The 12,883-nt window shown below is 61.2% G+C and carries 8 protein-coding genes and 2 pseudogenes; 2 read left to right on the forward strand and 8 right to left on the reverse strand.

Annotation, left to right across the window (positions count from 1 at the left end):
• Nucleotides 1-128: 128 nt before the first annotated feature.
• The gene (locus tag V1278_RS00470; protein ID WP_334379305.1) at nt 129-728 is read right to left on the reverse strand and encodes an NADPH-dependent F420 reductase; all 600 of its coding nucleotides are present in this window, start codon (nt 726-728) and stop codon (nt 129-131) included.
• Between the two features lie 41 nt (nt 729-769).
• Complete coding sequence (locus V1278_RS00475; protein ID WP_334384065.1) at nt 770-1,504, reverse strand: SDR family NAD(P)-dependent oxidoreductase; 735 nt, start codon at nt 1,502-1,504, stop codon at nt 770-772.
• A gap of 269 nt (nt 1,505-1,773) precedes the next feature.
• Between V1278_RS00475 and V1278_RS00480 the strand changes: the two genes are divergently transcribed.
• Nucleotides 1,774-2,670, forward strand: coding sequence for a LysR family transcriptional regulator (locus tag V1278_RS00480; protein WP_334379306.1), 897 nt, complete (start codon nt 1,774-1,776; stop codon nt 2,668-2,670).
• A 223-nt stretch (nt 2,671-2,893) separates the two neighbouring features.
• Here V1278_RS00480 and V1278_RS00485 read toward each other — a convergent pair whose 3' ends face one another.
• From V1278_RS00485 to ltrA, 3 genes and pseudogenes are all read right to left on the reverse strand, one after another.
• Nucleotides 2,894-6,034 (reverse strand): AAA family ATPase, encoded by a 3,141-nt coding sequence (locus tag V1278_RS00485; protein WP_334379307.1) that lies wholly within the window; start codon nt 6,032-6,034, stop codon nt 2,894-2,896.
• Between the two features lie 150 nt (nt 6,035-6,184).
• Nucleotides 6,185-6,262 (reverse strand): annotated as a pseudogene (locus V1278_RS36795) (zinc-ribbon domain-containing protein); the annotation flags it as partial.
• A gap of 781 nt (nt 6,263-7,043) precedes the next feature.
• A complete protein-coding gene (ltrA, locus tag V1278_RS00495; RefSeq protein WP_334379278.1) occupies nt 7,044-8,375 on the reverse strand; it encodes a group II intron reverse transcriptase/maturase in 1,332 nt (443 codons plus the stop codon).
• A gap of 857 nt (nt 8,376-9,232) precedes the next feature.
• Between ltrA and V1278_RS00500 the strand changes: the two genes are divergently transcribed.
• Nucleotides 9,233-9,820 (forward strand): hypothetical protein, encoded by a 588-nt coding sequence (locus V1278_RS00500; protein WP_334379309.1) that lies wholly within the window; start codon nt 9,233-9,235, stop codon nt 9,818-9,820.
• A 155-nt stretch (nt 9,821-9,975) separates the two neighbouring features.
• Here V1278_RS00500 and V1278_RS00505 read toward each other — a convergent pair.
• The 3 genes and pseudogenes from V1278_RS00505 to V1278_RS00515 form a co-directional block, all read right to left on the reverse strand.
• Nucleotides 9,976-10,233 (reverse strand): annotated as a pseudogene (locus V1278_RS00505) (IS5/IS1182 family transposase); the annotation flags it as partial.
• Between the two features lie 224 nt (nt 10,234-10,457).
• On the reverse strand, nt 10,458-11,057 hold the full coding sequence (locus V1278_RS00510; RefSeq protein ID WP_334379310.1) for a cysteine dioxygenase family protein: 600 nt from the start codon (nt 11,055-11,057) through the stop codon (nt 10,458-10,460).
• 207 nt (nt 11,058-11,264) lie between these two features.
• Nucleotides 11,265-12,689, reverse strand: coding sequence for an IS1182 family transposase (locus tag V1278_RS00515; protein ID WP_334384066.1), 1,425 nt, complete (start codon nt 12,687-12,689; stop codon nt 11,265-11,267).
• Nucleotides 12,690-12,883 lie beyond the last annotated feature (194 nt).

A 12,883-nucleotide genomic window follows, 5' to 3' on the forward strand; every position in this document is an offset into this window, starting at 1 on the left:
GGTCGGGTGAGCGTTGCATTCCGAGCGAAACTTCGGCTTCTAATGCCGTTTACCGACGTCCAGACCTAACCGGCTAGTCGAGCGGCCCTAGGAGCCGCCCTACGCCGAATTAGCCTGTCCTAGATCGATTACTGCTCCTTCTTGAACAAATCCTGGAAGATGAGCTGGCCCCAAGTGCGGCCGCGTGCGTGCACCAGCGCGCCACCTTCGTTGAGCTTTCCCAGCTTGACGGGTGCGAACCCGAGTTGTTTGGCCAAGGCCGCCACGGGAGCGGTCGCGTCCTCGTCGTCGCTCGACAGAAAGATGACCCGGTGGCCGCCCTCGACGATCGGATCGGCAGCCAGGGTGGCCGCAATCAGGTGATTGAAACCTTTCACGAATTTGGCGCCGGTGAACGCCTTCGCGACGAAGGCGGAGGACGGGAGACCGTCCAATTCTTCTAGGGGGACTAACGCGTTCGTCGCGTCGATGACCGTCTTGCCTTTCCAGCTCGGCAGGGCCTTCGCAACCTCGCGATGCTCCCCGAACGGGACCGCCAAGATGATTGTGTCGGCCTCGAGTGCATCCCGCAGCGATTTGGCGACGACCGTGGGTCCAATCGCCTGAGCGTGCGGCGCCAACGCCTCGGGCGGCCGGCGGCTTGCGACGGCCACCTTGATGTTCTTACGGGCGAAGGCCCGGGCGAGAGCCTGGCCTACCGCACCGAATCCTACAATCGCATAGCTCATAATACTTCTCCGATCCGCGTTGATATTGATTCCCCGGCCCTTCAGATGGCCGAGAAGCCGCCGTCGACAGACAACTCCACCCCATTCACGAAGCTCGAATCGTCTGAAGCAAGAAACAGCGCGACCGCCGCAATTTCCTCAGGACGACCCATCTTTCCCCGCGGAATCAGGGATTCGAACATCCGCTTCGCCTCCTCGGTGAGAACTTGGTCCTGCATCGGTGTGGCGATCGGCCCCGGGCTCAGCACGTTCACCCGGATATTCCTGCCCTTCAGTTCGTTGAGCCAAGTGCGTGCGAATGAGCGCAACGCCGCCTTGCTCGCCGAATACACGCCGTAACCAGGAAAACCTTTCACCGAAGCAACTGACCCGGTCATGAAGATCGATCCGCCATCGTTGAACAGCGGCAACGCCTTCTGAACCGCAAACAGCGTGCCGCGCGTATTCAGGCCGAAGGTCGCATCGAAATGCTGCTCGGTAATCTCGCCCAGTGGGACGGCTTCGCCCGTGCCGGCGCTCGCGTACAGGACGTCGATCCTGCCCTTTTCCCGCTTGACCGTGTCGAACAGGCGGTCGAGGTCGTCGAGCTTGGCCGCGTCGCCGCGCACGCCGGTCACGTTCCGACCAATCAGCTTGACGGCTGCGTCGAGCGCCTCCTGCCTCCTGCCCGTGATGAAAACATAGGCGCCTTCTTCAACGAACCGCTTGGCGCTCGCCAGCGCCATGCCGCTCGATCCACCCGTGATGACTGCAACTTTACCCTCAAGCTTTCCCATAACTTCTCCTTTCGTGGTGTCGGGACAGCATCTGCCCCCCGAGAACCTCGAGATGGGACTGCCGGCGTCAGGCGTTGAGTGCGGAAGCGCGCACATCGGTGGTGCGAAATCGATCCGGCTGGACGACTGACGCCAGCCGCGACGATCGGTGTCCACCGTTCGGAATTGGGCCGCGCTCATCGACATAAGCTATGATAATCGCCCGTACTGCTGTGCGATGTGTTAGATACGGGCTTTGGAAGGCGCACCGCGCGGTGCCGGAATGCACCATGATCGACTGGGATGACGTTCGCTACTTTCTTGCCGTCGCGCGCGGAGGCTCAGTGCGGGCTGCGGCGGAGCGCCTCGGAGTGAATCACTCGACCGTGCTGCGACGCATAGCCCAGCTCGAGGCACGCCTCGGGGCGCAGATGTTCGAAAAGCTGCCTTCGGGCTACCGCCTGACGGCTGCGGGCGAGGAGGTCCTCGAGCTCGCGAACCAGATGGAAGCGTCGTCGCACCAGCTGGAGACGCGCGTCTTCGGACGCGACCAGAGCGTGCGCGGGCTTCTGCGGGTGACGTTGGCTCCGACCCTCGCGACACACCTGCTCATGCCGGATTTCGCCGACTTCGCGCGTCTGCATCCGGACATCGAGATGGAAATCTTGTCGTCCGGCGAGCTGGCAAATCTGACCAACCGAGAGGCCGATGTCGCGATCCGCGTCGTCTACGACCGCAAAACCCTGCCGCTCAATCTTCACGGCATGAAGGGACCGGAGCTGTTCGGCGGCGTTTACATGTCCTGCGATCGACTAGCCGCATGGCGTGCGGGCGCGCCTGACCCCATCCGGTGGATCGTCATAAGCATGCATGGCATCCCGGACTGGGCCCGCGAGGGCGAGGTTCGTACCACAGGGGTTCCGTTCAGGACCACGGATGGCGAGGCGCAGATCGTTGCAGTACGGCAAGGGCTCGGGATGACGACACTGCCGTGCTTCGTTGGAGATGCCGATCCCCTCCTGGTGAGGGTGCCGCGCACCGACGTGCACATGCATGGAACGCTCTGGCTTCTCACGCAGGGCGAGACACGCAAGACGAAGCGCGTGCGGCTCTTCACGGAGTTCGTATCCCGCAGGCTCGCCGCGTACGCTCCGCTTCTCGCGGGAGTGTCGGCATCGCGCGACTGACGCCCACTGAAGCACGCTGGCTAATAAGCCGACGAGAAGGCTCGAGAATATGCGACCAATGACGGCTTATGGCGCAAACCGGACATTCGGCCGGACCCGAACGTCTCAGAAGGGCCACTTGGAGTCGTTCTCCGCAGCAATCAAGTCCCCTCCTCCGCAACATCGCCTAGTCTGCTTCAAGGCAGTCAGAATTCAGGTCTGGCAATGACGATTACACGGACTTCTATGCGTCTAATTTGTCGAGTAAGGCCTCCGCTTTCTTCAAGTCGGGTGTATCGAAGCCCTCGGTGAACCAACCGTAGACCTGCGCGAGGAGAGCACGCGCTTCATCGCGCTTGTCTAGGTCGCACCAGAGCCGGGCGAGGCTTATGGCGGAGCGGAGTTCCCAGAGCTTCGCCTCCTGCTGCCGCGCGATCGCGATGGCATGGCGAAAGTCGGCCTCCGCCTCGGCCTCGGCGTTTTGGCGGGTGGTCCGCAGCAGTTGGCCTCGACGGCGTCGCAGTTCTGCCTCGAACCATCGCACGCCCGATTTCTCGGTCAGAGACAAAGCCTCAATTAGTCGGCCGAGCCCGTCTTCGGGCGCTCCCATCTTCACGTGCGCCGTGGCAAGCTGCGCGAGGTAGAACGGAAGAGTCCACGCCGCGCCGGATGCTTGGAATCTCTCGATCCCGAGCCGCAGCAGATCGGTCCCGGCGTCTGATTCCCCGGCCTCGACCATGGTCCAGCCGCGATACGCGGTTCCCATCGCGAGAAAGAAGGCAAAGCCCTGCTCGGTAGTAAGCGCGATGAGCTCATCCGCGAGCAGGCGCACAGTCCGTGGATCGTCGAGCACGAAATGCAGCCGGCAGGCGACGCTTAACGCGAACGCAAGGCTGATGGGGTGCGATAGCTCGCGCGCCTCTGCCAGGGCTTCCCTGCTCTGCGCCCGGGCCTGATCGAAGAAACCTAGAAGCCCAAGCGTCAGCGATAGGAAGGAGAGCGTCGCCACGCGGGCATTCTCGGCGAACAGAAGCGTCAGAGATCGATGCTGCGTGGGGTCGTAAAGTGCGAGCCCCTGCTCGAGATGTGCGCGCGCCAAACGCAACTGTCCGCGATGCAGCCAGCTATCGCCGACCGCCCGATGACCGGCGACTAAGGCGGCCCTGTCGTTTTGTCGTCCGGCCAACTCGAGCAGTTCTTCGGCGGCACGGTGCGATAATTGCGTCTCGGCGCGCACATGGTGATGGACGAACTCGCCCCACAATGCTTTGAGCAGATTCGGCGTGTCGCTCAACAGCTCGCAGAGACGACGCGCCCGCGCGTAGGCCTTTCCGGTCTCTTCGGCCGCATGGCCCTTCGCGGCGATCAGCGCGCCGCCGATTGCGAGCTGAAGCTGGAGTTCGGTGCGCTGGCTCTCGGCGGTGTCCGGTAAATGGGACAACAGATCGAGCGCCTTTCGCATTTGTCTGATCGCTTCTGCCGTGGCTGAGCGCGCTTTGGAACGTTCGCCGGCCTCCTGCCAATAGGAAACCGCCTTCTCGATCAGACCGGCATTTCCAAAATGGCGCGCGAGGATCTCGGGTTGCGCTTCGGCGCTCGTCGCGAACTTCTCCTCCAGTGCGCCAGCGATACGGGCATGCAATTCACGACGCTGGCCGCGTAGTAGCGTGCCATATGCCGCATCCTGCACCAATGCGTGTTTAAAGAGGAAATTGGCCTCGGGTGGTTCGCCGCGCCGAAACACCAACCCGGCACGCGTCAGCCGCTCTAGCGCTGATCGCAGCTCGCTCTCGCTTCGGCGCGAGGCGGCGAAGAGCAGATCGTAGGAGAACTCTCGGCCGATGGCCGCGCCGAGTTGCGCGACCTCCTTCGCGACCGGGCCAAGACGGTCGAGCCTCGCCATCAGCGAAGCGTGCAACGTGGGCGGCACCGCGAGCCCCGGGAGTGGCGCAGTGGAGACAGCGCGCTCGGCCCCCGCAGCATCCGCTTCGAGCACAGCCTTGGTCATTTCCTCGACGAACAGCGGCACACCGTCCGTTCGCTCGGCGATCTCAATGACGAGCTCGGGCGGCAGTCCCCGGTCGCCAGTCATGCTCCGTATCAAAGCGGCGCCCGCCTCATGATCAAGGCGGTTCAGAACCATCGTGCTGACATGTGGCTTTCCGGTCCATACGGGCTGAAACTCGGGACGGAACGTGATCAGCGACAGCACCGGCAGGGTCGCCACTCGATCGATGGTCCGGTCCAGCAACTCGCGCGAGCTTGGATCGATCCATTGTGCGTCCTCGAAGACCATCATGATTGGGTGTAGCCGGGCCAAACCTTGAAGCTGCCGAAACAAGGCATCGAAAGTCTTCTCTTTCTTTCGCTGGGGCGTAAGGGCAATCGGCAGATATCGCTCGCTGGTCGGGATCGATAGCAGCTCGGCAAGGATTGCTATGTCCTCGTCGGGCGGCAGTGCCGGGGATAGCACCGCCTGCAGCTTGCTGAACCTATGCTCCGGCGTGTCCTCGCGCTCGAAATCGACGGTTCGCTGCAGCTGAGCAATGAAGGGATACAGCGCGCTATCCTGATGATGCGGCGCGCAGAAATACCGCAAGCGAGTGTGCGGCTCGTCCCCGATGCGCTCCTGGAGAGCCGCGACGAGGCGCGATTTGCCAATCCCCGGCTCCCCCGCCAGCAACACTACCTGGCCAGTGCCCGTCCTGGCACGCTGCCAATGCTGCACCAGCAGCTCAAGCTCCTCCTCGCGCCCAACCAACGGCGTGAGCTCTGCCGCGTGGAACGCCTCGAAGCGGCTTTCCGCCGTTCCCTCACGCAGCACCCGCCAGGCGCGCACCGGGGCGGCGAAGCCCTTCAGCATCACCGCGCCGAGATCCTCGTAATCAAAGAGCCCGCCGATGAGCCGCCGCGTGTCCTCGGCGATTACCACCCCGTCGGGCTCGGCGAGCGCTTGCAGTCGGGCGGCCAGGTTCGGCGTTTCGCCGAGCACCGCCTGCGGCTCGGCGGCCTCACTGCCGATGAGGTCCCCCACGATAACCAGACCAGTCGCGAGCCCGAGACGCACCCGCAGCTCGAGATCCGGTGGGGCGCTCGGCGCGTGCCGGGCCGCGGCGATCTCAAGCGCGGCGCGCACCGCGCTCTCGGGATCATCCTCACGCGCTGAAGGATGACCGAACAGGATCAGCATGCCATCGCCGATGTAGCGGCTGATCGTGCCCCCGTACTTGCGGACGATGGCCGCCACACCATCGCGGTACTCGGCGATGACCTCCCGTAGATCTTCCGGGTCGAGCATGATCGCAAGCGCCGTCGAGCCGACGAGGTCGCAGAACATCACTGTGAGTTGGCGGCGCTCGGCGGAAGAACTTGGCGCGGATGACAAGGTCGAGGGCTCCGTGACCCGCACCACGGTGGACGTCGACGGTCGAGCCGCTGCCGATACTCGCGCGGCTTCCGTCGGCGTAAGCGCTGCGCCGCAGTCGCCGCAGAACCTTTTACCCGACGGGTTGTCGGCTCCGCACGCAGGGCAGCGCACGAATAGCGGCGCGCCGCAGTCGCCGCAGACTTTCTTACTCTCTGGGTTGACTCTGCCGCAGCTCGGGCAATCCATGTCGCACCCGATCCAATTGCTGATCTACATGAGCTCTCATCGGTTTTCCTCTAAGAGCGAACCTTCAGAGCGCGACATTGCTCCTTGGTTCCGGCAATTCCGCGCTAATGCAATTGGGAAGCTTCCTGGCTGTTGCATTTGCCATTTCGAACGCAGCTGCGACCTGCGCGATCAAGGACAGTTTGTTCATGGCAAGCTCCCTAGAAAACAGGGACAATCGCACCACGACTTCCAGCAATAATCTTAGTCCAATCCGCTCGCACCAAATGTGCGCCGTTTCACATCATTCAGTTTGTCCGCTCCTGGCAGCCTTAGGCTTCAACTTGCACGGGCTCCAACCGAGCATCGTGCGCAGTTCAAGTGAGCACATGGACAACGCGCTGTATGGAAGGCATGAACCTCCAAAGGACTGCGCGCCGATAAATGGGCGATCGGCAGACAAACCAGACACTCAACGGTCAAACGGTCAGCAATTCAATCGACGTCGGCGATGAATGATAGGACATGTCGAGCCCAGTCCCTTGCGTGGGTCATATGCGGCGGGGGAGGCCAGCGCGGATCGATGTCCGATCTACCGCAGACAGCCGACGTGACAACGGCCCAAGTGTTGCTCGGCTCAGGGTAGAGTCGAGATGTGGCGCGGTGGCGGTAGGCTGAACATATCTGTTGGCCGCCTCTTTCGTCTGGCGGTGCCTTAGTGGTTCACCCTTGGCTCCGTTTCCACATCCCGCTCATCGAACCGGACAGGCAGATTTCCCGCATCCGGCTCTCGGACAAGACTTCAAGCCTTCGCCCACGGCACGTCGCGCCCAAGCGCGGTTAGGCGTACGAGCCCGAAGTACCCGTATAGGTGCGAGAGTGGATAGGTCCCGCCCCTGCGTCGCCTGACCTTGTGCTTGAAGCGCAACCACCGGCGCAACCGCGCAGCCGCGTAGTTGTCGAGCGCCCGATACGCTTTGGTGACGGTGCCTACATTGAAGTAGTTCGCCCATCCGCGCAGCGTGCGGTTCAACTGGCCTACGAGCTCCGTGGTCTCTTGCCAAGTTCCTGATCGGGCGGTGAGCGCGTGAATGCTTTCGATCACGCGTTTGATGCTCTTGCGCGATGGCCGGTATCCCAGGCGCGCCTGGCCGGTTTTCGCTGAGTACATCCGCCCGAACGTGTAACCCAGGAAGTCGAACTCTCCTTCCGGTACCTTGCAGATTCGTGTCTTCTCCTCGTTGACCATCAGCTTCAGCCTTCCCATGATCATGCGCAGTTGTCGCAAGGCCTCTTCAGCTTTGCCCCGCCTGCACAGGATTACGAGATCGTCGGCATAGGTCACGATGCGAGAGCCGAGGCTTCGCTCCAGCCCGAGCATCTTCCATCCCAGCACAAACCGGCGCATATACAGGTTTGCCAGCAGTGGTGAGATGGGTGAGCCTTGCGGGATGCCTCGCCGCTTGTCCCGTGCCTCGGTCGTCCGTTTCTTCCTTCCTCGATCGTCGGTTTCTTCCACGGGACACTCCAGCCACATCCTGATCAGATGCAGCACGCGCCGATCTACGATCCGGCGCGCTACCGATTTCAATAGCTCGGCATGTGGAATGCTCCCGAAGTAGTCCGCGAGGTCGGCGTCAACGACTTCCGGGTGGCCGCGGAACAGCTGCGCTTCCACCTCGACCACCGCCTGCTGGGCGTTTCGCCCGGTGCGGTAGGCATATTGCTCTGGTGGAAGATCGGCTTCAAAGATCGGCTGAAGCACCAGCATCGCTGCTGTCATGCAGACCCGATCACGCACGGTCGAGATGCCCAATGGCCTGAGTTTGCCATTGGCCTTCGGTATGTACACTCTCCTGATAGGGTCCGGTCGATACGTCTCCTGCCTGAGCGCAAGCGCCAGTTCGCCAAGCCACCGCTGCACCCCGTACGCCTCGAGGTCCGCGAAGTCCTGCCCATCTACACCCGGTGCGCCCTTGTTGGAGCGGCATTGAGCATAGGCATGGGCCAAGATGTCTTCCCGGCTGATCTTGTCGTACAGAGCGTAAAAGCGGTAGCCGGCTTCTGCCTTCGCTTTCGCGTGTAACGCCGTCTGCAGTTTCTGAACACTCTTCGGAGTTGTTAGGTTGCCCAATCCCCAGGTCCCTCACTACGTCTTGCGTTCGTCTTGAACTGAGGTCCCTTCCCTCCGCCGGCGTTACCCGGCTTCAGCGGTACTACAAACCTCTCCGCCACCCCAGGGCGCCCGGCCTGTCCCTCGCGGGCGTCCGGTTGATCATCCCTGACCACGCCTTGGGGCCTCCCGTGTTGCGTACGCTTTCCTTGTGTACATGCCGTCGCCACTACCCCGGCACAGCGACTGGAGGTATTGCTTCGCTCACGTCGCCCCAGTCGTGTCAGCCTTCCCTGATATGGCCGTCAGGTCGGCCTGTGCATCGTCCTTTTCGAGGCTTGCTCAGCGTTCACTCGCGTTACGGCCTGCACACTCGCGCTGTCACCGTATATCGTGACAGCTATCCGAAGGCTTCAGCCACTTCGTCACCTCCATAGCTGCTCCGGTTGCTTCCGGCTGGAGCGTTTCGCCGGGTGGGACTTGCACCCACTGGAAAGCGCCGCCTTCTCACGGCGCACGCCAACAGGTGACATTTGAAATGAAAGAGGCCGCCAACTGAGGCGGCCCCTTTTCGACCAGCAAATCGTGCACTTCTTTGATTCGTGCTTCGACGGCTACTTCTGTGTAGGCGCGGGCGGCGCTCGCGGAGAAACGGAATATGGATACCTCTCTTAGGCGCTCTGCCATAGAGCTTGTCGCTCAGGCGTTGACGCATCCGTACGCGAGAATATGTTGATCTCGCAAAAGGATCATCAATGAATCGCGAGCCCGCGTCAGGAAAAACCTGTCGGATGCGCCATATGCAAATACATCAGTTGTGCTTGTTCAGGCGCTCTTACCGAGTCGCTAGATGGCATTCGCGCATAAGGCGACGGTTCTTGTGGGCCATTTTGTTTATTTTGGTGTTCCCCGCCTACTGCCTAGCCGGGGAAGGGAAACCCATCAGCATCACCGTGGCGGCCGACCACACGAAGGCCAACGGAGAACCCTGGGACGGCATTTCAGGCCTTGGCGGGGGGCGCGGTCCGGCGGCCATTCCCATCCCCCACAAAAATGCGCCGGATCTGGCGGTCTGCGTCGTTCGTTTGGAAACGCCTCCGGAATGCAGCATGCGGTATGTGAACTTGAAGCAATATTCGCTTTGCCAGAACAGCTATGATTGCATTTTCAAGCGGGTGAGCATCCCTGATGGCCCTTTCGGGCTCATCATTCTGGATTTGGACTTGCGGCGGCATGACCTAGTTGGTTTCCTTTTAATGACGGCTGGGAAGGCTCTTACTCCTGACCAGCGAGCCGCTTTGGAAAGTGAGATTCGGAGAAGAGCCGACCAGTTAGCGCCCGCTTTTTCCCAACGAGAGAAGCAACGCAGGTTGAGGGAGATGCTCGTTGTTCCGATGGACCGCTGCGCCGAAGCTAAGGGTTGCAGGCTCGTCCAATCCGAAATCCGCGTGAACTCGGCCGAGTGATCCTTGCCGGGGCAGTTCCGTCCCGTCGCCACGTCAAAGGTGATACGAGCGGCGAGTCGCCCATGACGTGCCGCCGTGACGGCGCAATGGGCCGGCCATCGCCAATGCCCAGGTCTGGGCATTGCCCGTGGCTTGACCCGGAAACCGCGCTAGACCGTATCGAGCTGGCTCAGATAGCGAGCGACGCTCTCCTCGAGTTGCGCGCGCCGCCGCTCCACCTTCGCCCGTGTGAAGTTCCTGTCCCGGTTGTTCACGGCCTTGAACCTGCTGTCATCGATGGCCACGCTCGCCGTCGCAAGAAGACCCGTCTCGCGGCAGAGTTCGACGCGCGCGCATACCTTGCGTAGCGCCAGGCCATTGTCTTCGCGGAAGTCGGCAATCGTCTTGTGATCGGGAGCGAGCCGACCCAGCATTCGGGCAATAGCGTCCATTGCCCACGATCCGCCTCTTCAACGAAGCGCCTCATCAATTCCCCCGCAGAATCACGAGAGAATCATAACAATGGCACAGCGTTTTCACACAGCCAGGGTCATTCGCGTCGGTTTGGCCGGACCATGGCGACTTCCGTCTCCTCGGTGAACGGACATTCTCAGAATAGGCGCGCATGTCTCAAAGGTGCCAGAAGCGGAACTCTAACTTATTCGATCTTGATTCGTTTGGTGAGGACCTGCGCTCGCGCGTACTCGTCGTCGGCGACCCTAATCACGTAGGGCTTCTCAAGTTTGTGCTCTACATCAAACTCGGAGCGGCCCGTATAGTTGATGTGCCGGCCGTAAGTGTGCAGCGACATCGAAATGTCATTTCCAACGTTCCGGACGCTGTGTATGTGTTCAGGATAACAGCGGGCAGTGTCACCAACGGTCATCACTTGTTCACCGCCGCGCTTCAGGTCGGCATAGCCGGGCTTACCACCGTCATCGAGCCGGTCGTAGTTGATCTCTTGTTCTTGGCCTTCGATACCGACCACCACAGCCCAAGTTTTATGGTTGTGCGGGGTAGTGCCGCGGTTAGGCAGCCACGATACCAAGAAAACGGCTAGATCGTGATTGGGCTCTTCATGGAGCATGTGAACGCCGAAGCCTTGCTCGGCATCGCATTCACGATATTCGGGGCGGCGCAATTCCGGCGATTGTGCAAAGTTCTTGGCGAGCGGTGCGACTAGGTCCGTGATTTCGACTGGATCAGAATGCTGAGTAGTAATGTCCCGCAGGTCGCGCACGTACTGGTCGAGGGTCATTGCATCTACCTCCAAGGTTTCAAGGCGTTGCAATTTTGGACGAAGTTTATGACGTTCGCTGCGAAACTCAATGTCCGCTTTGGGTCGATGCTGTCGAAAAAAAGGCCCCGTGGCGATTGGCTTGCTATTGGGAAAAGGGGTTTTGGCGTCTTTCCGGCTGGCGTCACGGCCTGGTCGGCGAACACCTCGCCCGGATTGCCATTCCACTTACGCAATCGACGCGCGCACCTGACCTGTTGGCGGGCCGAGTAGATGGAGCGCCATCGTCTTGAGGTTCTGCACGATGGCGGCGAGGTGAAACTCGTCGCGGGCGCCGGAGAGACCTCTGAGCCGCATGCGTTCGAACCCGTGGTGGGTCTTGAGATGAGCAAAGCGCATCTCAACGCGCTTGCGTTCATCCCGCGATTTGAGGAAGCGCTTGGTCCCCATCAGCCGTCGCGCCAGATCGCGGGCATCTTCATTAATGTCACGAGGTACCTGTCGGGCAGCCATATTCGGACAGCATCGCATCTTCAGCGCACACGCATCGCAGTCGAGTTTGGAGGCACGGTAGCGGACCATGCTGCCGTCGTGCACGGTGCCGGTGGTGTGCAGCACTTTGTCGTTTGGACAAATGTAGATGCCGCGCCGTTTGTCCCAACGGAAGTCGATGCGTGAAAAGGTGCCGTCATCGCGCTCGCTTGCGTCGCGAACTGGAATATGTGGAGCAATCCCACGGCCAACCAGCCAGCCGAGAAAGCGGCCCGTTCCATAAGCAGTGTCAGCAGCAAGGCGCTTCGGCTTCAAACTAAAGCGACGCTCGGTTCGATCGAGCATTGTCTTTGTGGACTCGACCTCGTCATAGGTGCGCGCGGGCGTTGGTTCGACGTCGACAATGACTGCGTGCTCGACGTCAATAAGATAGTTGAGCCCATACCCGAACTGCACGCGCTTGTTAGCCTTGGCCGTCCAGGCCGAGGACGGATCGGAAGGCGAGATCACCTTCGGCGGCTTGCGATCGGGTTTTGCGGTCGGCGTCCCGTCAGAACCGCCACTACGGTTATCCTTATCTTCCTGGTCCTGGGCCTCCGCCTCAAGTCCAGCTAGATACTCGGCCACGGCACGCTTCTGACGTTGCGCATCGGTCCAGTCCAGCTCGTCCGGCGCTTTGCCGTGATAGCGACTAGCATTGGCCTCCATTACGCTCGCATCCACGGCGAACCCCTCGCCCTTGACAAGGCCCGCCACCATGCACGCCGCAACCACGCGCTCGAAGATATGACGCAGGATCTCGCTCTCACGGAAGCGGCCGAGCCGGTTCACCGAGAACGTCGAATGGTGCGGAACCTTGTCGTCGAGATCGAGCTTGCAGAACCAGCGGTAAGCAAGGTGCAGCGCGACTTCCTGGCACAGCCGGCGCTCATGACGAATGCCATAGCAGTAACCGACCAGGAGCATTCGGATCATCAGCTCGGGATCAACCGAGGGCCGGCCGATGTCGCTGTAAAACGCCTTTAGCTGTTGGTGCAAATCGGTCAGAACGGCGGTCGCAAACACATTGATCCGTCGCAACAGGTGGTCCCTCGGGATCATCTCGTCGAGGCAAAACTCATAAAAGAGCTGCCGCTGATCCCGGTCCTGCCGCCCCATCATCGCCGACTCTCCTGCCGCCTCCTCAGCAGGAATCATTGTTCGCTCGGCTCCTCAAGCCCTTTTTCGACAGCATCGGTCAATCGCGTCATTTTGGCTCTCGGCCGGCTACTTCCGCTCTTCCCCTGGAAGCGGATGTCGTAATGGCCGGTCGTCATGTCTCAAAGGTGCCATAAGCGGGCATCCAAAACACCGAA

Source organism: Bradyrhizobium sp. AZCC 1577 (genome assembly GCF_036924575.1).
Classification (GTDB): domain Bacteria; phylum Pseudomonadota; class Alphaproteobacteria; order Rhizobiales; family Xanthobacteraceae; genus Bradyrhizobium.